This window comes from Arthrobacter tecti (genome assembly GCF_054511355.1).
Genome location: NZ_JBTNCT010000002.1, coordinates 134,949 through 158,766, shown reverse-complemented (window position 1 = coordinate 158,766; position 23,818 = coordinate 134,949). Strand labels below are relative to the sequence as shown.

General features: G+C 62.2%; 26 protein-coding genes and 1 pseudogene. 7 read left to right on the top strand and 20 right to left on the bottom strand.

The features are described 5' to 3' along the window. Window positions 1–15 precede the first annotated feature (15 nt). From ACX80C_RS03160 to ACX80C_RS03140, 5 genes are all read right to left on the bottom strand, one after another. A complete protein-coding gene (locus tag ACX80C_RS03160; protein WP_459324781.1) occupies window positions 16–2,370 on the bottom strand; it encodes a glycoside hydrolase family 65 protein in 2,355 nt (784 codons plus the stop codon). 67 nt (window positions 2,371–2,437) lie between these two features. After that, window positions 2,438–3,385, bottom strand: coding sequence for a PfkB family carbohydrate kinase (locus ACX80C_RS03155; protein WP_459324780.1), 948 nt, complete (start codon window positions 3,383–3,385; stop codon window positions 2,438–2,440). Then, the gene (locus ACX80C_RS03150) at window positions 3,382–3,720 is read right to left on the bottom strand and encodes an MmcQ/YjbR family DNA-binding protein (RefSeq protein ID WP_459324779.1); all 339 of its coding nucleotides are present in this window, start codon (window positions 3,718–3,720) and stop codon (window positions 3,382–3,384) included. Before ACX80C_RS03150 ends, ACX80C_RS03155 begins: the two co-directional genes overlap by 4 nt. Before the next feature lie 3 nt (window positions 3,721–3,723). Continuing rightward, window positions 3,724–3,942: a hypothetical protein gene (locus ACX80C_RS03145; protein ID WP_459324778.1), complete on the bottom strand. Its 219-nt coding sequence runs from the start codon at window positions 3,940–3,942 to the stop codon at window positions 3,724–3,726. A gap of 84 nt (window positions 3,943–4,026) precedes the next feature. Further along, on the bottom strand, window positions 4,027–5,277 hold the full coding sequence (locus tag ACX80C_RS03140) for an MFS transporter (protein WP_459324777.1): 1,251 nt from the start codon (window positions 5,275–5,277) through the stop codon (window positions 4,027–4,029). Window positions 5,278–5,352: 75 nt separating this feature from the next. Between ACX80C_RS03140 and ACX80C_RS03135 the strand changes: the two genes are divergently transcribed. The 4 genes from ACX80C_RS03135 to ACX80C_RS03120 all read left to right on the top strand — a co-directional run bounded on the left by ACX80C_RS03135 (window position 5,353) and on the right by ACX80C_RS03120 (window position 8,402). Next, window positions 5,353–5,877 (top strand): ArsR/SmtB family transcription factor, encoded by a 525-nt coding sequence (locus ACX80C_RS03135; RefSeq protein WP_459324776.1) that lies wholly within the window; start codon window positions 5,353–5,355, stop codon window positions 5,875–5,877. 74 nt (window positions 5,878–5,951) lie between these two features. After that, a complete protein-coding gene (locus ACX80C_RS03130) occupies window positions 5,952–6,995 on the top strand; it encodes an LCP family protein (RefSeq protein ID WP_459324775.1) in 1,044 nt (347 codons plus the stop codon). 1 nt (window position 6,996) lies between these two features. Beyond that, window positions 6,997–7,737, top strand: coding sequence for a hypothetical protein (locus ACX80C_RS03125; RefSeq protein WP_459324774.1), 741 nt, complete (start codon window positions 6,997–6,999; stop codon window positions 7,735–7,737). Then, the gene (locus ACX80C_RS03120) at window positions 7,734–8,402 is read left to right on the top strand and encodes a DedA family protein (protein WP_459324773.1); all 669 of its coding nucleotides are present in this window, start codon (window positions 7,734–7,736) and stop codon (window positions 8,400–8,402) included. Before ACX80C_RS03125 ends, ACX80C_RS03120 begins: the two co-directional genes overlap by 4 nt. Window positions 8,403–8,433: 31 nt before the next feature. Here the strand turns inward: ACX80C_RS03120 and ACX80C_RS03115 are convergent, their stop codons facing one another. Together ACX80C_RS03115 and ACX80C_RS03110 are read right to left on the bottom strand one after the other, a co-directional pair. Then, entirely contained in the window at window positions 8,434–8,784 is a 351-nt protein-coding gene (locus ACX80C_RS03115; RefSeq protein ID WP_459324772.1) for an HIT domain-containing protein, read from the bottom strand. A gap of 98 nt (window positions 8,785–8,882) precedes the next feature. Next, window positions 8,883–9,362 carry a GNAT family N-acetyltransferase gene (locus tag ACX80C_RS03110; protein WP_459324771.1) on the bottom strand — a complete coding sequence of 160 codons (480 nt, stop codon included), beginning with the start codon at window positions 9,360–9,362 and terminating at the stop codon, window positions 8,883–8,885. A gap of 96 nt (window positions 9,363–9,458) precedes the next feature. Between ACX80C_RS03110 and ACX80C_RS03105 the strand changes: the two genes are divergently transcribed. After that, on the top strand, window positions 9,459–10,193 hold the full coding sequence (locus ACX80C_RS03105) for an alpha/beta hydrolase (RefSeq protein ID WP_459324770.1): 735 nt from the start codon (window positions 9,459–9,461) through the stop codon (window positions 10,191–10,193). 36 nt (window positions 10,194–10,229) lie between these two features. On the opposite strand, the gene ACX80C_RS03100 is transcribed toward ACX80C_RS03105, so the two are convergent. From ACX80C_RS03100 to ACX80C_RS03050, 11 genes and pseudogenes are all read right to left on the bottom strand, one after another. After that, window positions 10,230–10,472, bottom strand: a complete 243-nt coding sequence (locus tag ACX80C_RS03100; protein WP_459324769.1) for a pantoate--beta-alanine ligase — start codon at window positions 10,470–10,472, stop codon at window positions 10,230–10,232. A gap of 48 nt (window positions 10,473–10,520) precedes the next feature. Beyond that, a complete protein-coding gene (locus ACX80C_RS03095) occupies window positions 10,521–10,949 on the bottom strand; it encodes a nucleotidyltransferase domain-containing protein (RefSeq protein ID WP_459324768.1) in 429 nt (142 codons plus the stop codon). Window positions 10,950–11,012: 63 nt separating this feature from the next. Continuing rightward, a complete protein-coding gene (locus tag ACX80C_RS03090) occupies window positions 11,013–11,399 on the bottom strand; it encodes a hypothetical protein (protein WP_459324767.1) in 387 nt (128 codons plus the stop codon). After that, window positions 11,396–11,635: pseudogene (locus ACX80C_RS03085) on the bottom strand (hypothetical protein); the annotation flags it as partial. The pseudogene ACX80C_RS03085 and the gene ACX80C_RS03090, both read right to left, overlap by 4 nt. 18 nt (window positions 11,636–11,653) lie before the next feature. Further along, window positions 11,654–11,941 (bottom strand): hypothetical protein, encoded by a 288-nt coding sequence (locus tag ACX80C_RS03080; RefSeq protein WP_459324766.1) that lies wholly within the window; start codon window positions 11,939–11,941, stop codon window positions 11,654–11,656. A gap of 437 nt (window positions 11,942–12,378) precedes the next feature. Continuing rightward, window positions 12,379–12,543: a hypothetical protein gene (locus ACX80C_RS03075; protein ID WP_459324765.1), complete on the bottom strand. Its 165-nt coding sequence runs from the start codon at window positions 12,541–12,543 to the stop codon at window positions 12,379–12,381. A 133-nt stretch (window positions 12,544–12,676) separates the two neighbouring features. Next, window positions 12,677–13,039, bottom strand: coding sequence for a DsrE family protein (locus ACX80C_RS03070; RefSeq protein ID WP_459324764.1), 363 nt, complete (start codon window positions 13,037–13,039; stop codon window positions 12,677–12,679). Window positions 13,040–13,183: 144 nt separating this feature from the next. After that, on the bottom strand, window positions 13,184–14,281 hold the full coding sequence (locus ACX80C_RS03065) for an alpha/beta fold hydrolase (RefSeq protein ID WP_459324763.1): 1,098 nt from the start codon (window positions 14,279–14,281) through the stop codon (window positions 13,184–13,186). Window positions 14,282–14,339: 58 nt separating this feature from the next. Continuing rightward, window positions 14,340–14,678, bottom strand: a complete 339-nt coding sequence (locus ACX80C_RS03060) for a hypothetical protein (protein WP_459324762.1) — start codon at window positions 14,676–14,678, stop codon at window positions 14,340–14,342. Between the two features lie 28 nt (window positions 14,679–14,706). Further along, a complete protein-coding gene (locus tag ACX80C_RS03055; RefSeq protein ID WP_459324761.1) occupies window positions 14,707–17,187 on the bottom strand; it encodes a family 20 glycosylhydrolase in 2,481 nt (826 codons plus the stop codon). 193 nt (window positions 17,188–17,380) lie between these two features. Further along, a complete protein-coding gene (locus ACX80C_RS03050; protein WP_459324760.1) occupies window positions 17,381–18,565 on the bottom strand; it encodes a glycosyltransferase family 4 protein in 1,185 nt (394 codons plus the stop codon). Window positions 18,566–18,754: 189 nt separating this feature from the next. On the opposite strand from ACX80C_RS03050, the gene ACX80C_RS03045 reads away from it, so the two are divergent. Further along, window positions 18,755–20,896, top strand: coding sequence for a right-handed parallel beta-helix repeat-containing protein (locus ACX80C_RS03045; protein ID WP_459324759.1), 2,142 nt, complete (start codon window positions 18,755–18,757; stop codon window positions 20,894–20,896). 212 nt (window positions 20,897–21,108) lie between these two features. Beyond that, on the top strand, window positions 21,109–21,705 hold the full coding sequence (locus tag ACX80C_RS03040; RefSeq protein WP_459324757.1) for a CDP-alcohol phosphatidyltransferase family protein: 597 nt from the start codon (window positions 21,109–21,111) through the stop codon (window positions 21,703–21,705). A 26-nt stretch (window positions 21,706–21,731) separates the two neighbouring features. On the opposite strand, the gene ACX80C_RS03035 is transcribed toward ACX80C_RS03040, so the two are convergent. Both ACX80C_RS03035 and gmd read right to left on the bottom strand, forming a co-directional pair. Further along, window positions 21,732–22,715 carry a GDP-L-fucose synthase family protein gene (locus ACX80C_RS03035; RefSeq protein WP_459324756.1) on the bottom strand — a complete coding sequence of 328 codons (984 nt, stop codon included), beginning with the start codon at window positions 22,713–22,715 and terminating at the stop codon, window positions 21,732–21,734. Beyond that, a complete protein-coding gene (gene gmd / locus ACX80C_RS03030) occupies window positions 22,699–23,745 on the bottom strand; it encodes a GDP-mannose 4,6-dehydratase (protein WP_459324755.1) in 1,047 nt (348 codons plus the stop codon). Before gmd ends, ACX80C_RS03035 begins: the two co-directional genes overlap by 17 nt. Window positions 23,746–23,818: the final 73 nt, after the last annotated feature.

Below are 23,818 nucleotides of genomic sequence, written 5' to 3'. Positions count from 1 at the left end.
ACCCTTGTCGCGCCGTTAGGCCCGCGGTTCCCGTCCGGGCGGCTGCCGGGGAGGCGCCGTCGTCGGCTGCGGGGTTATCAACGGAGCAGACGCGGGGCGTCCTGGGCTCAGTTCGAGCCGGTTGCCGTCGATCCACACGGGAACGGGGCTGCCATCTTCGCCGCCATCCTCATCGAGCAACCGCACGGTGCTGCCCGAGCGGCTTACTTCGACGCCGATGCGGCGTCCACACCAGATCAGGCGGAACGCTATCCGGTTCAGTGTTGCGGGCAGCCGCGGCGCCAACCGGAGTTCCACGCCGTCCAGGATCAGCCCGCCGAAGCCGCTGACCAGTGCCAGCCAGGCACCGGCCAAGGAAGCGAGGTGGACACCCCGGTGCGTGTCGCCCTGCAGGTCAGCGAGATCGGTCAGCGCGGCCTCACGGAGGTAGGCCAGTGCGAGGTCCAGGTGGCCCACCCGCGCGCAGACCACCGACTGCACGGCGGCCGAGAGCGAGGAGTCACGCACCGTCCGCTGCTCGTAGTACTCAAGGTTGCGGGCGGTCTGTTCGTCGGTGAATTCGTCCGAGCACCACCACAGCGCCAGGACGAGGTCCGCTTGTTTGACCACCTGGCGCCGGTAGATCTTCGCGTAGTGGGCGTGCTGCTGGACGGGGTAGGCGTCCGGGTCCGGATCGAAGTCCCATTCACGGTAGGTGGTGAAGCCCTCGTTGGCCGGATGCACCTGCCGTACTGGATCCCAGGGCACGTACATGGCGTCCGCGATCAACCGCCACCGCGCGGGTTCGTCCGGCTGCACAGACAATTGCCGGGCCTGGTCCGGATAGCCGTCGCAGGCATCCGCCGCCGCCCGAAGGTTGCGTTGGGCCATCAGGTTGGTGAACACGTTGTCGTCCACTACGCCGGTGTATTCGTCGGGGCCTGTTACGCCGAGGAGGTGGTAGCGGCCGTCGTCGGACTTGTGCGCCGTGGATTCCCACAACCGCGCGGTCTCAACCAGGACGTCCACACCGCCGACCTCCGTGAGCGGAGTTCCCGTGGCGGTGGCATAGGACGTGTAGGCGCGGGAGATCCCGGCGTTGAGGTGGGTGGCGGCGGTACTGGCCGGCCAGTACGCGGAGACTTCCTCCCCGTTAATGGTCCGCCACGCGAATGAGGCACCTTTCACGCCCAGCACCTTGGCCCGCTCGCGGGCGGTGTCCAGGGTGGATGTCCGCCAGCGCAGCAGCCGCGCCGCGCCCTCGGGGTACAGCAGTGTCAGTGTGGGCAGCACAAACCCTTCGACGTCCCAGAAGGCGTGCCCGCTGTAGCCCGGCCCGGTGAGGGCCTTCGCGCCGATCGGCGCCACGCTCAGGGAGGCCGATGCCTGTAGGACGTGAAAGAGGTCAAACCGGATTGCCAACTGCAGTTCGGGATCACCGTCAATTTCGACGTCGGCGTCATCCCAGAAGCGGTCGAGGAACGCACACTGATCCTCGAGGAGACCTTCCCAACCGCGTTCCCGGGCGTCCTTCATCGCGGCCAGTGCCTGTGCCCCGAGTGCCTCCGCGGAGTCCTCCGGCGAGCGTACGTGGGAGAGGTACTTGGTGAAGCACACGCGTCCACCCGGCGGCAGTTCCGCCACCACCGTGGTGACTACCTGATCCTCGCCGCAGGAGGTGGAGACGTTGCCGCCGTCGGGCATCTCGACGCTGTGCTCCACCATCGCCGCGACCCCGATGCCGCTGCCCTTCGTACGGTGCACCAGCAGTCCGCCGGTTTCGTAGGGCCGGTGGAAGCTGTGCGCGAAGGGGGCATCGAGCGCCTCGCCCACGCGCGGATCCGGGTTATCAACCTGCCGCGCGGTCCGGTTGACCACTAGTTCGGAACGGAGCACTGCCCGGACGGGCTGGTCGACGGCTTCCAGCTCGTAGCGGATTGCCGTGACACTTCGCTGGGTGAGCGAGACCAGCCGCGTGGAGATCAGGCGCATGCGCTTACCAAGTGGCGTCAACCACTCCGTCTCCCGGTGGAGCGTCCCGGCGCGCAGATCCAGGGTTCGTTCATGGGTTTCGGGAGGCGTTTCGCGCAGATCGAAGGAGCTGCCGTCGAGCTCGAGGTGGATGGGCGTTCCGTCGGCGACTCCGATGATCGCCTGTCCCTGTTCCGGATGGCCGTACCCGTCCTCGGGGTAGGAAAGCGGGTGGAACTCGAAAACACCGGACATATAGGTGCCGGGGTTCTCGCTCGGCTCCACCTCATCGAGGGTGCCACGGGTGCCGATATAGCCGTTCGCGAGAGCGAACACCGATTCCGCAACACCCGGTCCGCTCCAGTCAAAACCCGATTCATGGACCCGCCACGGATGGGCATCGCTTGAGTTTCTGGGCACGGAACAATGCTAACCGTACTTAGGGTCCGCGGGAGGCGTGCTCGCAAGCGTTATCCCGCCAGACAGGTCAGCGCCTTCTGGCGTTGCCGGCCGCTTCCCGTATTTCGTCCAGATTGAGCGCCGGTCTTCCACCGGCTTTGCGAACCACACTCGCAGCGGCCGCCGCAGCCCACCACGCCGCGGTTTCCGGGTCCTCGCCATGGAGCAGACCGACGGTGAGCGCTGCAGCAAAGGCATCGCCGGCGCCGGTCGGATCAACCGGTTCGTCCTCGAGGAACGGCAGCACCACATGCCCGCCGGGCCATGCCACCACATTCCCGCCGGTAGGCGAAGCCAGGGCGACCACCCGCGGGCCTTCCTCCAGGAGGCTTTGGGCGGCTTCGATGGTCCCGTTCAGATCGGACGGCTTCCAGCCCACCAGTGCCTCGGCTTCCTCGACGTCGGCGCGTACGACGACGGCGCGCCGCAGCACACGCTCGCGGGTTTGCCTGTCCGGCGGGGCGCCGTCGGTGACAACCAATGCCTCCGGGTCAGCGGCATTCAGGGCGGCCGTTACCGCCGCGGCGGGCTGCTGCAGCTGGATAAGGATGGCGTTGGCCGAGCGCAGGAGGTCTTCGGTGGCCCGGACATCGCCGGCATCAAGCAACACGCGGGCGTCAGCGTCTTCGAAGAGCCGCCGTACCCCGTCCGGCTGCACGATGTCGAGGAGCAGCGCTGTTGGTGCCCCTTCCCGGATCACTACGCCGTCTACGTCCATCCCGTCTGCCGCTGCCTGCGCGAGGACGGTGTGTCCCGTCTCGTCATTGCCCACTACTCCCACGAGGGATACGTCCGCGCCCAGTTGCCGGCAGGCCACGCCCTGGTTGGCGCCTTTACCGCCCAGGAGTTCCTGCCGTTCCTGTACGGGAGCCGAGCCGCCGTCCTCGGGCATCCGCTCGATCCGCAGGACCAGATCGCGGGCAATCTGGCCCACGACAACCACCTTGCAATGCGCGGTCACTTTCGGTGCAGTCATGCGTTGCCCATCCGTCCATCCATCCGTCCGCCCATCCGTCCGCCCGCCAGCAGGAAGGAGTCCTCCAGCAGCTCACCGAGTTCCTCAACGTCGACCCGCTCCAACCGGATGAGCACCAGCTGCGGCGACCTCTCGTGATGCGGGGTCCAGAAGTAGGTTTCCGGATCGGTGCCTGAGAGGGCATCGCGCTCGGCGGTCTTCACGGTCAGGACGTCCGGCTCCCAGATGCGGGCCATAAGGGTCTTCGCGAACCAGGCGGGCTGGCCCCAGCTCGGGCGCTCGACTACTCCGGGTAGGGAAAGGCAGATCCGTCGGGCATCAGCTTCGGTGGCCATGCCCTACTCTTGCACCGCGCGGCCGGTGAGGGCCAGCGAAAGCCCAGGATTCGACGTCGTGCGCTTCATGACGATGCGGACGGCACCCCGGAGGGTGCGGCCAAGGCGGACGGCACGCCGGAGGGTGCGGCCAAGGTGGCCGGAAGTGCCAGGGAGGTGCGTACTTTTTCCGGGATTCGAGTGCACTGCAGGCAACGCCTGCAACGAGTGCAGTGCACTCACATTCCCGCAAGACATAGGTATCCGCCACGGGCTCAGGGACGGGGGAGGAGCGCGGCGACATTGATGCGGAGCGCGCAGGAGATATCAGGATTCGACGTCGGCCGCGTCAATTGCCTTGTCAGTCAGGATCGGCATCAGGCCGAGCAGGGCGAGAGTCAGCACGCCCATGATCCCGAACATCACCTGGATCCCCAGCCACTGCGCCAAAAGGCCACCGACGACGGCGCCAAGCGGCATGGTTCCCCAGGCAAGCAGGCGGTACGCACTGTTTACCCGGCCCAGCAGTCGGTTCGGCGCAATGCGCTGCCGTAGCGAGACGGTGATGACGTTCCAGAGCACAATGAGCGCTCCGCCAACAAAGAAGACCACTCCCAGGATGTACGGGTTGTCGGTCAGCGCGGGGGCTCCAACAAACAGCGCCCCGCCTACCATGGTCAGTGCCAACGCCTTGGAGCGGCCCAGCTTCCGCTCTGCCCATTCGGCAAGGAACGAGCCAATGAACGCGCCGATCGCCGAGGACGTCAGCAGGATCCCGAAGCCCACCTCGCTGAGCTTCATCGCGGACGTCGGTCCTACCGCAAAGAGGACAAAAACTGCGAACGCGGCGTTGGAGGCGAAGTTGAACGTACCCGTCATGATTGCGAGTGTGCGCAGGATTTTCTGGTTCCAGAGGAAGCGCAGGCCTTCGGCGATGTCATACCGCAGAGTTGTCTTCTGCTTGCGCTCAATCCGAAAGCTTCCGCGCACCAGGAACAGCGCACCGACGGCGGCCAGCCACAGGGCTCCGGGCACGATGAACCCGGCGACAACACCGGCCGCAACCAGCAGGCCACCCAGCGGGGGCCCGATGAACTGGTTCGTGGTGAGTTCAACGGCGTAGAGGCGGCCGTTTGCGCGGGAGAGCTGGTCCCGGTGCACCACCTGCGGCATCATCGACTGCGCCGAGGTGTCATACAGCGTCTCCGCTACCCCCACCAGCAGGGCGACAACGTATAGCGCCCAGATGGAGCCGAGGTCCAGCAGGATCACCCCGACCAGCAGCGCGGGCAGGATGGCGCGTGTGATGTTGGCGAAGAGCATGAGCAGCCGCCGGTCCAGCCGGTCAGCAAGAGCGCCAGCCGTCAGGGCGAAGAGCAGCCAGGGGAGTGTTCCTGCGAAGGTGAGGCCGGCGATCAGGGTGGGTGACTGCGTGAACTGGATGGCGAGCAGTGGCAGCGCGATCTTGAAGACGCCGTCCGCCAGATTGGAAAGCCCGGAGGACGTCCATAGCTTCCAGTAGGAGGGGCCCAGCGGCGTCCGCGTTTCCTCGGAGACCTTTACGCCGTCGTTTGTCATGTGTGAACAGTCCCACATCGATTGAGAAAGTTCAAGGCGATTGTAAAAAACTCAATTGAACGTAGGATTGACGTCATGGACCGGCAGAAGAAGCACCCAGCGGCCAGCGCCCGCGAGATCAAGGCGCTGGCGCATCCGCTCCGATTGCGCATCATCCGGCTGTGCGGACTCCACGAGCTCACCAATAAACAGCTCGCAGACCGGCTGGGCCAGGACCCAGGGACCGTTTTCTACCACATACGCCAACTGCTTGCCTCGGGGTTTCTTGAACCGGCCGAGGTGCGGACGGGGGAGAGCGGAGCGCTGGAGAAGCCGTACCGGTCCACCGGGCGGTCCTGGACCCTCAACACCGCGCTGGACCAGGCAGGGCCGGAGGGTCCACTCGCACCGGTCGAGGCGTTCCAGCAGGAACTTCAGGAGGCGGGCCCGAATGCGCTCGCCGGGCTTTCACGGTTCATGCTGCACCTTTCAGACGAGGACGCCGAGGAGTTGAACGAGCGCATCCACCGGATCCTTCGGGAGTACACGGACTCGGACAAGGAGCGTAAGGACCAGCCGGCGTACGGCGGGATCTTCGTGCTTCACCGCTCGTCCGACTGAAGCGGCGTCCAGCGGTTTCCCACCTGGCGCCGTTACCATGAAGGGTTACTGATTCTTGGCAGGGGAGCATTAGCTTGACTACGCAGGACTATTACGAGGACGCTCCGCAGCGGCCAGTCAAAACGCGGCATCCGGTTCGCAATACCCTTCTGGTGCTTCTTGCGCTGCTGGTCGCGGCTGCCGTGGTGGTTGCAGGATATCTCTTCAGCCTCGCAAGCACGTTCAACGATCGAAGCACTACCATCGAGTCGGCCTTTCCAGAGGAATCGACCAGGCCAACGCGCGCTGCAGCAGCCGAAGGTGCAATGAACATCCTTCTCATGGGAAGCGATTCACGGGCACAAACAGGGGACACCACTGTAGGTTCGCGATCAGACACATTGATGTTCATGCACATCCCGAAGGACCGCGAAAACATCTACGTCATGTCGATCATGCGCGACACCTGGACGGAAATTCCCGGGTACGGCACGCACAAGGTCAACGCTGCGATGGCCTTCGGCGGAGTGCCGCTGGTGGTACAGACGGTCGAGGGCATGTTCGAGGCACCCATCGACCACGTGATGATCGTTGACTTCGAGGGTTTCAAGGGCCTGACTGACGCGCTGGGCGGCGTGACGGTGGATAACCCCATCGCCTTCCAGTCCGATGGCGTCAACGGCGAGTCCTTCGAACAGGGCCCCATAGACCTCGACGGCGAATCCGCACTGAAGTTCGTCCGCGAGCGGTACGCCTTCACGGACGGCGATTACCAGCGCGTGCGCAATCAGCAGCTGTACATCAAAGCGGTCATGTCGGAATTTCTGAGCGGCAGTACGCTCACGAATCCCGCCAAGGTCAGCCGCATTGTCAGCGAGATCTCCCCATACCTGAGCGTCGACGAGCAGTTCGACGCCACCGCCGTCGGATCGTTTGCCTTCAGCCTGCGCAACGTACGCACCGATGATGTCGAGTTCTTCACCCTCCCGAACCTCGGCGTGGGAACCTCCCCTGACGGGCAGTCGATCGTGCTGAAAGATGATGCCGCGATCGCGGAAATCGCCACCGCCCTGGATGAAGGAACCCTCGGCGAGTACCTGGAGTCGAGCATCCTTCCCGAGCAGGAGGCTCAGGGCTGACGTGCGCCGCCTACTCGCCGGGTTGCTGGCATTGCTGATCTGCGCCGGAGTGGCGGGTACCGCCGTCGTACCGGCCCGTGCGGGCGACCTGCTGCCGATCATCGGCGACCAAAAGCCCACGCCAATCCCAACGCCCAGTTCGCCTGAACCAAGCCCGACGACGACGGCGCCGCCTCCTCCGCCGCCGCCGCCAGAGGAGCCTCCTGCTCCCTCGCCAAGCCCATCGGAGCAGGCATTTTCGGGTGAGCCGGCGCCACCAGCCGATGAGGCTGCGCGGCAGGCGCCGCCGCCATCGGTGGACCCGGCTACCGGGTTTACAATCGACTCAATAACCGGCTACCTCATTGAACCGTCCACAGGCTTTCTCATTGAACCTGGAACGGGCAACCTGATAGATCCGGCCACCTACCTGTACACGGACTTCCGCTGGGATCCGGCAACCGGCACGGTGATCGACCTGGCCGAGCCAACCGAGGAAGCAACGGATCAGCCCACAAACAGCGCCAGCGAAGAGCCGTCCGAGGAACCCGCTGTGCTGCCCACGGCAACGGCCTCGTCGAGCCAGGTGGCGTCGTCGTCGTCATCCTCGGCCAGCCCTGCCCCGATCGCCGCTGAGGCCAGCGTGGAGACGAACGCCGTCTCGATCGGGGAGCACCCGGTCACCCGTGTCCTGGTGATCCTGGCCCTCGTGGGTCTGGGAGTGGTCTATTACGCGAAGCTGCGCGGCGGGGCGAAAATATGAGACTGACCTTCGGTGGGGAACATCTCGTCGCGCAGACCTCAGGTGGCGGGCCAAGCCAGGGTGGGCTCACCGGTATGATCTCGGACGTCATGACCGCGCTGGGGGAGATCGGCGTCGGTTTCCTGGTGCTCCTCGAGACGGTGTTCCCGCCGATCCCGAGCGAAGTTGTTCTTCCGCTGGCCGGATTTCTCTCCCAACAGGGGGAGATGAACGCCGTGCTGGTGTTTGTCATAGCGACGATCGGCAGCTATGCAGGTGCGCTGGTGCTCTATTTCCTCGGCGCGAAGCTGGGGGAGGAGCGCGTGGTGCGAGCGTTGTCGAAGCTGCCGCTGGTTGACCGCGAGGACTTCGAGCGTGCGGCCGGCTGGTTCCACAGGCATGGCCGGTCTGCGGTGTTCTTCGGCAGGCTCATTCCCGGCGTGCGAAGCCTTATCTCGCTGCCCGCCGGCGCGGAGCACATGCCGCTGGTGACGTTCAGCATCTTCACCGCGGCCGGTAGCGCTGTGTGGAATGCGCTGCTCATCGGGCTCGGGTACTTCCTCGGCACGCAATATCACCTAGTGGACCAGTATTCGCAGTACTTCGACATCGTTCTTTACGGAGCCATCGCGGCCCTTATCATCTGGCTGGTTGTGCGGCGGGTACGACGTCGGCGTGAGGCTTAGGTGGGCTGGGTCCCGTAGGCAGTTGCGGCGCTTATCTGCAACGCGCGCCGCTATAGACGTGCACGTGGAGATGCTTGGAGTCTTGATAGCTGCCGAGGTTTGTCAGCACTGTAGCGGCCCTTTGCGTCAGCTCCATTTCCCGCGCAACTTCTTGAACTACCTCGAACAAGCGCTGCAGGTCAGGCGCATCATCTTTAGTCGCTGTTGTTAGGGAGGCGATGTGCCGCTTCGGCACCAGAACAACATGGTGCTCCCAGAAGGGCCGTGTGTGGTGAAAGGCCAGCACCAGGTCGTCGTTATGCACAACGCTAAGCTCGCCCGCATTGGGGATAGCAACATCGCAGTAGAAGTCTGAGCCGTCATACCGTTGCGGAATAGTCACGAGTACCAAGACTAGATGCTCGCTTGACTGGCGCGCGATGTCGTCTGCACATTCCCCGCTTGTTCGATGAGTCGTCGCGCTCCTGCAAAGGAGTTTATCTATGAGTGGCGTGGCGTACCTGCCTGGCGTTCCAGGAGGAAAGGCGTAGCGGTAAATCCCGCCGCTTCATACATCGAGACGGCAGCGGCGTTCGCGCTCACAGTCACTCGTGACACACTTCGCTGGTCCGCGGCGTCGACGAGGGATTGGACCAGGGCGGCGCCGATCCCTTGCTTCCTGTGTTCCGGGTGCACGAACACACTCTGAACGTCACCAGTCAGACGATGTCGATCATGAATATCGGGGACCCGCTCGAAGATCACGAGCCATGCCATGCCGACAAGCCGGCGATCGACCTCGGCCACGCGGCAAATCAGCGCCTGCCCCTGCGAACTCATCCACGTCGAGAGATCTTCAGTGAACCCGTTCCGCTCAGACTCAGTCACCGGGTGGGACAGCTCAGCCCACGCTTCCTTCAGAGCGGCTAACGCCGGGCTGTCTTCTGGCCGCGCTGGTCGAAGGATCACGTCGTCTTTCACCCACCGAGCATTGCGGTATTCAGGGAGTTACTGCAAGCCGCTACAGGAAAAATCTGAGATGCAGGTTGTAACGGTATCCGTCTGATTGAATGACGTATGGCCGATCCCGCATTCCTGCAGCTGTTCGTCGTACCCCACGCAAGCGTCCCGAGTGAGCGAGTCGGCGCCATGGACGTCTACCGGCCCGCTGCGAGCAGCGATGAACTGTTGCCGGTGATCGTGTTCGTTCACGGAGGCCCTGTTCCACCGGACCTGTTGCCCACACCGCGGGACTGGCCGGTCTATGTCGGGTACGGCTCACTTGCGGCGGCCAGCGGCGCAGTGGGCGTCACCGTAGATCACCGACTTCATTCCATCGCGGACTACCCAACGGCCGCAGACGACGTCGCTGAGGTGGTCCGCCAAGCCCGCGCTCTCCCGGGGGTTGATCCCGAACGGGTTGCGTTGTGGTTCTTTTCGGGTGGAGGTCTACTGAGCGCCGACTGGCTGCGTGACCCGCCGGAGTGGCTCCGCTGCGTCGCGCTGACCTATCCGTTATTGGCGCCCCTCGGACCAGTGCCTGACCTGGACATCAACCGGTTCAATCCCGCCGAAGCGGTGTCGGCGAGCGGCAATCTTCCCATCCTCCTGACGCGGGTCGGCCGGGAGCGCCCACATATTGCAGTCACGGTCGAGGATTTCGTGAGCAGGGCTCGGGAGGCCAGTGCAAGTCTGGAAGTGATTGACGTGCCCGAGGGTCAACATGAGTTCGACATGCTCGATCACACCGCGGAGTCCCGCGAAGCCGTTACGCAAGCCGTGGACTGGGTGAACGCGGCGCTGCTCCGATGAAAGGCTGGCTGTCATTTTCGGAAGGCGACTGCATGGTCAGCCGCATGACTTTGGGCCTTGTGTAGGCGATTCTAGGTGGGGGTCTTCCGTGACCCGCCGAACGACCTGTAGCTGTTGATAATCCTTGAAGCCGAGGTATGACCGGTGCGGGTGGACGATGTTGAACAACTTGGTGATCACTGTAGCTACGTCCGCGAAGTGCTCCGGACGGGATGCCGCCTCGAAGCGGTCCATGGCTACGGTCGGCAGCACTTTGGTACCGAGCTTTTTCGGATACATTTCATCGTCACACAACATAAGCAGTGCGACAGTGCGGCGACCAGGTTCTTACTCGGCAACGGTTGCGGCAGCGCTTCCGAGGAGACCTGTGTCGTATAAAACGCGATGCCCGTCGCTGAGGACGCGGCGCGTTCCTTCATCCAAGGGAACGTCAGCCCAGCTTGAGGGAGCAACGCCCAATTCCACGATCAATCCTGACTTCAACCGGAATCTGCGTTCGCGTACTGGCCCCCATGCCTCGGAGCGGATAAGACGCGCCCTAGGCTCAAGTTGTTCGAACCATGCCGCGTCTTGAAGACTTTCGGGAGTGTCACTCAATACCACCAGGTCGACATCGCTGGCTATTCGCTCAGCTCCTCGTGCGTAAGACCCCACGAGAGCAACCGCTCTCACTCTGTCGTCCCGTTCTGCCCAAGAAGCAACTTCATCGATGATCCGACGGGCAACTCGCCGGCGACCTTTCAGTCTCGATGTCATGAAAGAAATGCTACCCGCGGGAGCATCACCACGGCACCGTATGCGGATCATTCACCAAGACACCTAGCCGGGATGCCCGAGCGCGATGAGGAGAATTCCTATGGTGAGCAGGATGCTCACCGGGGTTTGTGCGATGCGTTCGTGGTGGCTGCGTGAGGCGAGATTGCCGATGATGCTGAGGGCGGAGTAGGCGAACAGCACCCACGTGGCCACGACGACTGGAACTGTGTCCCCGCCGGGGAGGACTCCAGCGCGACTCATTAGCAGTGCGGCGAACACGGCGTAGAGCAGGATCGCCACTATCGATGCAGTACGTAGTCGTGGTGGCAGAACGCGATGCTGGCCGCCCCAGGCGTAGTTGCCGAACGGCAGGCCGGCGATGAGAAGAATCTGCATCACCGCCAGGGCCGCCAGCAAGGTAAGTGTGATGGTGAGCCCGGCCGTGGTCATCTCTTGCCGTCCGTTCCGTTTTCCGTTCGCTGTTCTGGGGCCAGCTCCGCCATCAAGTCTTCGAGCCAGGTCACCGCGGCTTCACTGGTGCGAAGCCCATAGTCGAGCGCTGCCGACGGGTATCGGGACATCTGGTGCCGGACAAGACCTGCGCCCTCTCGTTCGTTCATTGCATCGGCGAGTGAGCTGAGCTCCTTGAGATCATCCAGGGCACGTCGGTGCAAAGCATGCAGGACCTCGCGTCGGGCCGCCGCCTATTCAAGGAGGTCGAGCAGGAACACGCGGGCCAGCATGGTGGCCTCTGAATCCTCCGTGGGCAGTGGTTGCTTCATCCACTCGGACCAGGTATGCCGACCCTGCGTGGTCGCCATGTACTGCTTCTTGTTCCGCGAAGCGTCGAGCGCTTCGACCAAGGCAATGTCATCTGCCGCCTGCAGCTGCCGCAGCGCGCGGTGGATGCTTCCGTAACTCGCGGCGTAAACGTGGGATAACCCCTCCGCAAACCGGCTATGCAGGTCGTACAGCGAGCGGGGCTGGACCAATAACAGGCCCCAGTATTAAGTATTTCACGATACCAACATATCTCAGAGATATGTGGACGAAAAGAACCCCAGTCCAAGCGCCTCACTCTGCGTCCAGTAAGACCAACACCCATCGGCCACGCCCGGTTCTGACCAACTGTCAGTTTCGGAAATCGCCGGCACGGTCAACTGCGCGACTCGGCCCGTGTGCAGGCGACTGTTGCAATTGAGATGTCAGAAGTCCCCTTCACAACCCTGCAGTTCTGTCAAAAGCCCGCCTGCGCGATGCAGCATATGCGCAGTTGAGTCTGGGTATCGGGTTGTCGGTAGTCCTCCACAGAATCCTCCAGGGTGTCCAAAGTCCTTGAATGAATAATGGTCGCGGGGCTGATGTGCAGCTTCTTAGCGACCTCATCCGTGGACATTTGCGCAGACAGCTTCTGAAACTGACGCTGGCTTCAATCACTTCCTGAATGAGGAGGACGCTTGACCTCAGCGAAGTACGAGCGCATCCCGTGCTTCACTCCGAGGCGGATGATCCCGTAAAGCAGTACGGCCCCCAGAGCCAACGGAATGATGTACGCGAGGACGGCAAAGACGATTCCGAATCCAGCAGTTGACAAGAGTTCCCCCGGTGGTAGCCCAATAAGCGTCCTCTCAGACTAGCGCGAGGATCAGCCGCTATCCTTCCACTATGGTCGGCAAAGACGAGTTCTCCTGAGTGGACAGGCCACCGCCCGGCGACCCGTATGAGTCTCAGTAGCTGAATGTGGTCACGTTATCTTCGCCGATCCATTCCCACAGCTGTACGGTGCCGGCCTTGGTGGCGTTGGGAATGAAAGAGTCAACGTCCAGTTGCTTGGCATCCACACATACGCCACAGACAATCATTTCTCCGCCAGCGGCCGCGTACCGGCTCATCAGATTATTGAGCGGCGGACATCCGTCGCAGGCGACTGCCACGGCCACACCTTCGACCGCAAGGCGGGCTGCTTCCTTCGTCAGGAACATCATCGTGGGTTTGCCGGCCTCTGCCGCAGCAACGGCGACGAGGAACGCCACTGTCACCTTTTCGGTATCTTCGAGGCCGGTGGTGAGACTGATCGCTGCCTTGTTCATGATCGCGCCTTACTGTTCTAGTGGTGTGAGTTCCGTGTGTACCGTCTTCAACGCTACGCATGGACGGCGTGATGGGAATCGGTACGTGTGCGCATCTTGAGGAAGCGGGTCGAGCATCTTTGGCGGCGAACGCGTACGTAAGGTTTAGGAACGTTTCAGCGCACGCGCGACGGCTGCGGTACGCGCAGCGGATCCGCTGAGATTGAGCTTGGCGTAGACGTTCTGTAAGTGCCGTTCCACCTTGCGGACACTGAGCACCAGTTCGCCGGCAATCTCACGATTGTCCTTGCCCTCGGCAGCTAAGAGCAGGACCCTGTCCTCTCGCACCGTCAGCGGCCAAACCGCGTCATCGGTGGTGAGGTGGGTAGAAGCGTAAGCTTCCAGGTCATCAGCAAGGAATGAGGTGATCTCTTCAAGGAAGATGCGCCAGGCCGGTTCGTGCGCAAGCAGGATGTGGTTGTTGCTCCCAAGGCTCAGCAGTCGAGCGCCTGCGATGCCCGCCGCGATGCGGCGACCTTCATCGAAAGCGATCATACGGTCACCGCGGGAGTGGGCCACCAGAGTGGGGGCGTCGATCAGTGGCAGAAGGTTCAGCACGTTGTCGGTGCGACGGTGCTGACGTGCGTTGAGGACCGTGCGCGCCGATGCTGCCCGCTGCTGCAGGTCATCCACCCAAGTCATCTGTTCTTCAGTGGCACCAGGGATCATGAGCTGGGTGAAGACGCGGCGGAACAGCGGCTCTTTACGGTCCCACCCCGCCGCGATCATGGCTTGGAAGGCTTGTTCAAGTAGCATCTGATCACTTGATGGCGGCAGCGCCACCGCTGCGTGAGTGTCGGCGAAGACGAGCCGGGTTACCCTCCCAGGATTTTCGACGGCGTAACGCACGGCTACCGGCCCACCTTGTGCCATCGCCATCAGCGCGAAGCGGGTAAGGCCAGCATGGTCGACGACGGCCGCGAGATCTGCCACTCGCAACTCAAGCCGGAAGTCAGTGACACTGCGGTCGGACATTCCAAACCCGCGCTCGTCGAAGCGAATCACGGTCGCAAAGGATCCGAGGGCGTCGAGATAGTGCCGCCACACCGGGCTACTCCAGTCGAACTCCAAGTGGGAAAGCCAGCAGCTGTTGAGAACCAGCGGCGGGCCGTTGCCATGCACCGCATAGGCAATGCTGACACCGTCAGAGGATCGGCAAAACCGCACCTGCTGAGATACCGCCCCCGTCGCGCCGGTAGCCATGGTGTCAGGGTACACCTCGGGTTGGATACAAGCGGGGCCTGTCAGCGACGCTCAACGGCTAGTCGCCGAGCGTGCAGTTGTCGCCGTCCACGACCAGGCTCATCGTCGGGTGTTTCGAGGTCAGCTCAGATTCAACCGTGCAGAAAGGTACCGCACTGATTGTTATCCAACCCAACGGAATATCTCCCTGGGATAGGGACTCTCCTGGTCCCAGCTCCTCCGAAAAGATCAGGTCACCGTCCGGACCGACCACTCGAATCTCGTAGGCGTACTTCTCCACGTCCGGGTGCATTGATCTGACCTCGATCGCCACACTTCCCTGCTCGGGAGCGCATCCGCTCAGAAGGCCTGCTGAGAGAAGTAAGGCGGCGCAGCTCGCCAAGCGTCGATTCCCCATACCAAACTGTCTAGCACCCGACCGCCGGCTAGGGCGAGTCGCAACGCAGCCAAGCACCTGCCCAGTTGGCGTGATCCTGCGCATTACCGTTACCGGCGTCGTCGACCACCAACGTCAACCAGTCCACGCTGCTCACATCGAGATTCACCCACGCCGCCGGCATGCTGCCCGTGATAACAGGTGAGGCGTAGGCTTCCACGCCGTCGCGAAGTACCCGGAAGCGAACACTGTCGCTGCTGACCTCGTCATCGATGCCGACGTCGGACTGGAAACGCTGGCACCGCCCGTTGAGGTCCAGGGTGATGCTCGAGTTGGCGTGCACTCCTACGCCCTTGCTGTACTCGCGGTCCTGAATTGACATGCGGCGCCCGTCGTCAGCCGCGTTCTCGCCATTGCTCGCGTCGCGTTCGACTGGTCCCCAGCCGTTGGATTCCGAGCTCCAGTTCCAATCGGAGACGTGCTGTCCGCCTGACACTATGTCGACGGCACTCGACGCTATCTGCTGGTCTTCATGCGAGACATCAACGGTGACTGTGCTCCACCCGGTGCCCCCATCCGGGAACAACTCCAGAGTGACTTCTTCTGAACTGTTCGGCGGCAGGATAACCTCCGACGATGGACTCTCTGCCCGCCAGAAGCCGAGGTTCCGAACGGCAACCTGGACGGTCTTCGGCGTGCTCGTATTGTTCGCCAGCGGCACGGTAAGGAGTACCGGAGTGGACGCATCGGGAGAGCTCGCCGGCTCCGCTGCCGGTGCTCCGTCCATGGTTACCGGCAGCGGATGCCACGGCACGTCAGGTGCCCGGTAGTACCCGATGCCGGCCGCGTCCCAGCGCAGGCCGTGGTCGACAATGCGCCGCTCGAAGTCCTCGAAGGACTTGCCCTCGGCAGGGGACCAGCCGATCTCGGCGATAGCAGGCATGCGCGGGAAGGTCATGAAGTCCGTATACACGGCGGGCGGGATGAACTGCTCGAGCGAAGTCGGGAGGCTCGTGGATCCGGAGTATGCACGGTCAGCCCAGAGCGCCGCTTCAACTCCGGCAACCTGGTCCTCGGTGACCAGTTGAACCGTCCCGTCACTGCTGGAGGTGACGCTGATTGGATTCCACTCATAGGCCTTCTGCAAATCCACCAGCCCTGCCCAGCTGAGCCCGTACGGCACGGACGCGTCGTACTTCATGTCCAGGTATGCGCGGTCAGCCGGGGAGGCTATGACTTGGGCGCCCTGTGCCAATCCCTCGCGGAGATGACGGACTTCCTCGGTTTCATTTTCCGTCCCGATGGATGCCTGGTCTCCGCCGTCGGCCCACCATTGCAGCAGCGTTCCCGGTGCCAGAGTGCCCTCGCCGATCTGAGACCAGCCCATGACACGCTTACCCTCGTCGGTGACCACCTTGCTGGCGGTTCTGACGTACCAATCCATCTGCTCGGTGGTTATTGAAGGCACCTCGTCGCCGCCGATATGGACGATATCGCTTGAGCTTTGCTGCGACGCTGCAGTCAGTACATCCTGTAGGTATTCGCGTACCTCCTCACGGCCCTCCGGCTGGAGGCAAACGGGAGGCAGACCAATATCGAAGCCGCTGTACGGGGCAACGGCTTCTCCGTCACAATTGACCTCCGGCAGCGATGCCTTGGCTGCAGTGGAGTGTCCCGGACCGTCAACTTCAGGAACAATTTCGATGAACCTGTCAGCGGCGTAGTGAACGATCTCGCTGAATTGGTCCTTGGTGTAGAACCAAGGACCGCCGGTCCCCGGTGCCCAACCGCTCTGCGTCGACGCCCCGATCTCGGTAAGCTCCGGACGACCATTGACGACGAACCGCCAGCCTTGGTCGTCAGTCAGGTGCAAGTGCAGGACGTTGAGCTTGTACTCGGCCATCTGATCGATGAATCGCTTGACGTCTGCAACTTCGTAAAAGCGCCGGGCAACATCGAGCATCGCGCCGCGATAGGAGTAGCGGGGCTCGTCAGCGATGTGAACCGCAGGAACGGACCACTCGGTGCCAGCAACCACCGAGTCCGACTCAATCTCCGGTGGCAGTAACTGCCAAAGGGTGGTGGCACCGCGGAACAAGCCCTCGGCTGTGCCCGCCGAAATCTTGATCCGGCGTCTCTCGACCGTCAGTTCGTAGCCTTCCGGCTCTTCGCCGTCCGCGCGGGTTGAAAGCTCGATCGTTGAGCCATCGCGGGCCGCGATTCGGGCACCTACCGGCAACTCGAAGCCGGTCACGGCGCGCAACCTCTCCGCGAGTTGATGCGCGGCTTCGACGGCGTCGGGGTCGTTCGGCAAGGCGCGGATCACTGAATTCGCATTCAGTGTCACAGCATCCTTGGCCAGCGTTGAGACGTTGGCCGGTCGCGGTATCAGAGAGATTTTTGAAGCCGCTTCTGCTGGGGTGGGTGGTTCAGTGGGCTGAGCGGCGGCCGGTGTGAAGGTGATCCCGCTGGCCAGGCATAGCGAGGTGAGGATGAGACAAATGGCGGAACGTTGTGAGTGACCGAACATGATTCTTTTCAGCTCCCTTGCGTCAGAATCAATCGTGCTTCCGGCAACCATAAGTCAGAGCGAATTCGTTGTCTAGCTGCTCGTTCCTGCAGGGAATGTTGTTACCCCCTCGCGACGTTCCGTGCCGAGTGATGCAGACTTCGGGCGGACCGAGCCGGGCTCACCGCCACGGTCTTGGACGTGAAGATCAATATCAAGAGTGCGCCGGGGCAGTTGCGATGGCGTCAGTGTAGATCTCCTCGAGCCGTACCAGATTGCGTTCAGGGGTGAACCGAGCAAGATAGTCTGACCGGGCGGCGCTACCCATGCGCTGGACTGCGGCGGTATCACCGAGCCGCTGCAGCGCCTCGCGCAGCGACAGCGGATCTCCGGAAGCGAAGATCAGCCCGTTCTCACCGGGTCTTACCAGCTCAGGGAAGACCCCTTGGCTGGGGACTATCGCCGGTACACCGTGAGCGAATGCTTCAACGACGCTTAACCCGAACGTTTCGAAGACGCGGGACGGATTCACCAGATAGCGCGCCCCAGCGAGCATGCCCACGGCATCTTCGCGCTGCAGTGATCCGAGAAACCTCACCGAGTCGCCATGACTGGCCGCCATCGCCTCCAACGACTGGCGCTGCGGGCCGTCACCGACCACCAGTAGTTCTCCGAAGCTTGGATCCCACGCCTTAATCAGCAGATCAGCGCCCTTCTCTTCGGATAAGCGGCCCAAGTACAGGGCGTAATCGCCGTTTCGGCGTTCGAGAGTGGCAGGGTGCGGAATGAAGTGTGGTTTGATTTCGATGCGGTCTGCTGGCAGGCCACCTGTTGTCATTGTGTCGCGGGCGAACTCGCTCATGACGATGAATTTCGAGACGCCGCGAACCCAGGTCCCCAAAGTCTTGTGCAGCCCGATCGACGTGGCTAGCGGCACCGTAGCCACCCGGCTGCCCCTGTAGCAGCCATGCAGAACAGCAGGTAGCGGGGAATGCCCAAGGCAATCAACGCACGGTTTGCCATTGCGGAGAAACGTAGCGGCAGCGCACACGAGACGGTAGTTGTGCAAAGTCATCACCACGGGCACCCGTCTCCGCCGTGCCGCTCGAAGGATCGAAGCGCTGATCATCGGGAACGGGTTGTGAAGGTGTATGACGCCCGGGGGGTCGGCGTCCAGGACGCGCCCGAATTCCCGCTCATCCTCGACGGACCAGACCACACGGAACGGCAACTCCGCACGACGCGTTAACCCCATGCTTGCTATGTCGTCGCTGTGCCTGGCATAGGTGTCGACTACGTGCCCCGCGTCACTTAGAAGCTGGCGCTCCTGGTCGACAACCATGTCCTCGCCGCTCGGGTGCTCCGACCGGTACGAATTGTGTACGAGAAGAATCCGCACTACAGTGTTCTCCCGTTATCTATTCGTGATCTGGGTCGGATAGATGCATCTGGGTTTATCTTATGTTTTGTAGCAATGGTCTCGCTAGAAGAAACTGGAAGAAAGAGAGACCTCTTGTCACGACGACATAGCCGCCCATCAAACCTCCTCGTGGTGATGGCAGCGCCGCTGCTCCTAACAGCTCCCCTAATGGCCGGACCGCAAAGCGCTTCGGCAGCTGAAAATTCTTGCTCTGTAACGCTGAAACCCGGCGCTAGTATCGCGGACGAGGTCAATGAACAGCAGCCCGGCGCAACAGTCTGCCTTACCTCCGGCACATTTGCTGTGCCGGAGACCATCGCCCCGAAGGACAACCAGACGATCCGCGGGACAACAGGTACCGTCCTGAGCGGGGCGATCCCCCTGGACTCCTGGACCTCGCGTAACAGCCTCTACCGGACGACCGGCGTCCTTCCCGCACCCTATGACGCGAACGGCCAATGTGAGACTGAAGGCAGCAACCTCTGCAATCAGGCCGAATTCGTCATGGCCAACGGAAAAGCCCTCAAACCGGTCGGCTCGCTGGACAAGGTAGAAGAGGGCACCTACTTTGCGGATTACGGCGCCAACGCCGTGTACGTGGCAACGCCACCTTCCGCCAGCATGCGCTACACGATGGCGAATACACGTACCGCCCTCTCTTCAACCGCTAGCGGCGTGACTGTTGAGAATGTTACCGTTCGCGACTTTGCCAGCCTTCCGCAGCAGGGAGCGCTCGTGGTTAGCGGCCCCGAATGGACGGTGCGAAATTCCACTGTGACCAACAACCACGCCATCGGCATTATGATCGCGCAGGGTGACAACGCCGTGATCGCCGGCAATCAAATCGTGGCCAACGGGCAACTCGGGTTGGGGCAGTGGCGCTCCGAGCACAGCCTCATCGAGGGCAACACCATCGCGGACAATAACACCCGCGGTTTCTGGGTCGCTGACTGGGAGTCTGGCGGCATGAAATTTACCTGGTCCTCCGCGAAAATCGTGAGGAACACCTTCGCTGACAATCTGGGCGTTGGGATCTGGGCAGATGTGGCTGCAGACGACGTCGTCATCAGCGAGAACACCATTTCCGGCAACAGCGCCGACGGGATCCGATATGAGATCAGCCGCAATGGCACCATCACCGGAAACACGGTTATCGGCAATGGTCTCGGGCTGAAGCGAGGCGGCGGTACGGGGCTCATGTCCGGTGCCGGCATCAACGTCAATACCAGCTCGAACGTCCGCATCGAGGACAACACAGTGCTGGACAATCTTAATGGCGTCAGTGTTCAGTTGCGGCCCCGTGGGGACGGGCCATGGGGCGCCTACCGCCTTCAAGACGTTGCAGTCGTCGGAAACCGGATCGACATGAGCCAGCCGGGCTCGCCGGACACTGCCGCCACTGGTGTCGTGCGCGCGTCATCCTACGATGGAACGATAGCTGCAGCGGGCGTGTCCTTCCGTGACAATGAGTACTGGGTCAGTGACGTCGACAGCCAGAGGTTTGTGCTAGATAACCAGCAGCTAACTTTCGGGGAATGGCAGGCGGCCGGTTCCGATGTCGGCGGTGCGTTGAGCGTTGGACAGATCCCAGAGCCCACCTTGCCAGAACCGACCCTGCCGGAACCAACACCGCCCGCGCCTACGCCTGGTCCGGTTGAGCCACAGCCGCTGGTCCTGGCAGCTGATGAGTTCACCGGCGCCTCACTCGGACTCGGCGAGGCCGACACCGGCGGTGCCTGGACCATGGAGGGAGGCGACAGCTATTACTCCACCTCGGACGGCGCAGGGTCCTGGCTGATGAAGCGGCCGGGATATGCTCCAGGAGCGCACCTCCGCGATGTGTCCGCCGCTTCAGCTGAAACTACGGTCAGCTTCGCTCTCGACCAGGACGCGACCGGCAGCGGAGTCTACGTGTCCTTAGCAGGACGGGCGATCGAGGGGGTCGGGGAGTATCGGGGCAAAGTGCGGATGAGTCCGGCGGGCGTGTGGCTTTCCCTGGTGCGCTCTGACAGCTCTGGTCGTGAGCACTTTCTCACCGAAGAGACCCTCATCCCGGACGCACAGGCAGTCGCTGGGCGGCCGCTCACGCTGAAGCTCAGCGTGAGCGGAACTTCACCGACCCGCATCAGTGCCAAGGCGTGGGTCACGGGAGATTCCGAACCCGCTGCCTGGATGCTGTCCACCAATGATGATGAACCTTCATTGCAGGTACCCGGAGGGGTCGGGCTTCTCGCGTCGCTCTCCAGCACCGCCGATGATTTCCCAGTCCGTCTCCGCGTCCATTCCTGGTCCACGGTAGACGTCTCCTAATACACGTAGTACATTCCACACACCAGGTCTTGACGTCCCCCAGAGAGGCAGCCGTGACGTCCCGTGTGAATGCAGCTGATGCCCGTTCCTTCAGTGAACTTGTTAGTTCACTAAAGGAACGGCAAAAGACTTCGAAGGGTGCCTCCGCTTACGCGCGCTTTTTGAACCGCCCAGCGGGGCGTCTACTCGCGGCGGTGGCGTACAAGGCACGCATGACCCCGAACGGTGTCACGGCGGTGAGCGCTGTGTGCAGTGCAGCGGGAATTGCTCTCATCGCCGTCGGTCCCTTCACCTGGCAATCGGGAATGCTGATAGCGCTCCTGCTAGTCCTGGGATACGCGCTGGATTCGGCGGACGGACAGTTGGCCAGGCTCCGCGGCGGCGGGAGCCTGGCCGGCGAATGGCTCGACCACGTGGTGGATGCAGTGAAAATGGCATCGCTGCACCTGGCTGTCCTGGTGGGCTGGTGGCGCAGCCCGGACGTGGACGACCCCTGGCTGATCCTCCCGGTAGCTTATGAGATGCTCGCCGTGACTTTCTTCTTCACCATCGTGTTGACGGATCAGATGCGGAGACTGAATCGTGGGTCAACGCAGATGCGCTTGGCGGGCGAAGGATCATCTTCCATTTTGTACTCCGTGGCGGTCTTGCCCACGGAGTATGGGATTCTGGCACTATTGTTCGTGCTGTGGGGTACCGACCTGTTCCTCGGCCTCTACGCGGTGCTGCTCGTTCTCAACGTCCTGTTCCTGTGCGTAGCGATGCCTAAGTGGTTCCGTGAAGTCCGTGCCATGAATCCCTCAGAGTGAACGGCCAGAGTTGCCCGCGTGGTAAGTCAGGCGCGGCTGGTGAGTTCGTTTGATTTCTCGCGATACCAGGAGATGGTCTCGGCGATGCCTTCGCGAAGACTGATCCGCGGTTCCCAACCCAAGGATTTGATGAGTGAGACGTCGAGAACCTTTCGTGGGGTGCCGTCCGGTTTGGAAGAATCCCAGTCAATTACGCCGTGGTAACCCGCCTCCTCGGCTATAACGCTGGTCAATTCGCGGATCGTCAGGTCCAGCCCAGTGCCCACGTTAACGTGCCCCGCAGCGTCGTAGTTTTCCAGCAGGTGCAGGCAGGCTGCCGCCATGTCGTCCACGTGCAGGAACTCCCTGCGCGGATTTCCTGTGCCCCAATTCGTCACTGACTGAGTGCCGGAAGCTACTGCCTCGGTGAACCGACGTATCAGGGCGGGCAGGACGTGCGACCCGTTCAGCGAAAAATTGTCGTTGGGACCGTACAGGTTGGTGGGCATGGCTGAGATCCATGCCAAACCGTCTTGGCGGCGGACCGCTTGCACATGCGTGATGCCGGCGATTTTCGCGACCGCATATGCGTCGTTCGTTTCCTCCAGCGTACCCGTCATCAAAGCAGCCTCCGGAATAGGCTGGGGGGCGAATTTAGGATATATGCAGGACGAACCGAGGAAAAGAAGCCGTTCCACCCTGAAAGTGGCAGCTGCGTCGAGAACGTTTGTTTGGATCTGAAGATTCTCGCTGATGAAATCGGCCGGGAACGTGCTGTTGGCGAGGATTCCACCGACCTTCGCAGCTGCCAACACCACGTAGCGTGGACTGTGTTCTTCAACGAACCGAAAAACCTCGTCGCGTCGCGTGAGATCCAACTCGTTGGATGTTCTGCCGATTAAATTCTCGAATCCGGTGCGCTCAAGTGCCCGCCAGATCGCAGACCCAGCAAGCCCACGGTGTCCTGCTACATAGAAGGGCGCTGCGCGGTCCAGCGTCCCGGACCAACGGCCGCTATTGGGTTGCCGCATATTCCTGCCCCCAGATCGGTAACGTTACCTTGTCGATCCACGAACTTCCCGCGTACTTCAGCGCCTCAACGTCGGCGTCAACCATTAGCCGGGCAAGTTGTGTAGCGTCCACCGTGGCCTTCCAACCGAGCTTCTCCCTGGCTTTGGTCGCGTCACCGACAAGGGCATCGACCTCCGTGGGACGCAGATACCTGTCATCGAAGCGCACATAATCGGTCCAGTCGAGGCCCACATGCTCAAAGGCAATTGTGAGGAATTCGCGGACAGAACATTCCTGACCGGTGGCCAGCACGTAATCATCGGGTTCATCCGCCTGAAGCATGCGCCACATGCCCTCGACATACTCCGCGGCGTAGCCCCAGTCTCTCACCGCATCGAGATTCCCCATGTACAGGTGGTCCTGGAGGCCGGCCTTGATGGCCGCAGCAGCTCGGGTGACCTTACGAGTTACGAAGGTTTCGCCGCGGCGGGGGGATTCGTGGTTGAAGAGGATGCCGTTTACCGCGAACATGCCGTAGGCCTCCCGGTAATTGCGGGTTACCCAGTAGCTGAAGACCTTGGACGCGCCATAGGGGGAGCGTGGATAGAACGGAGTGTCCTCATCCTGCGGTGGTGGGCTGGCACCGAACATCTCCGAGGAGGAGGCCTGATAAAACCGTGTTTCGATCCCGGACATACGGACCGCCTCCAGCATCCGGATGGACCCGATCCCCGTGGTATTTGCCGTGTGCTGCGGTTCATCGAAGGAAACCCGCACGTGCGACTGCGCCGCGAGATTATAGACCTCGTGTGGCCGTATCTGGTTGAGCAGCGTGACCAGACGCGCTCCATCGCTGAGATCCCCATAGTGTAGGAAAAGTTGGGCCTCGCTGTTATGAGGATCAACGTATAGATGGTCGATCCGTGAGGTGTTGAAGGTCGAGGCGCGACGGATAAGCCCGTGCACCTCGTAGCCTTTGGAGACGAGCAGTTCCGCGAGATAAGAGCCATCCTGACCGGTGATACCGGTGATGAAAGCGCGCTTTTTCATGAGTTCCCAGATTCCGTTGTGAAGGTCGGGGTGCTGAAGGTAATCACTCCGAGGAGCCACACATTAGCGAAGC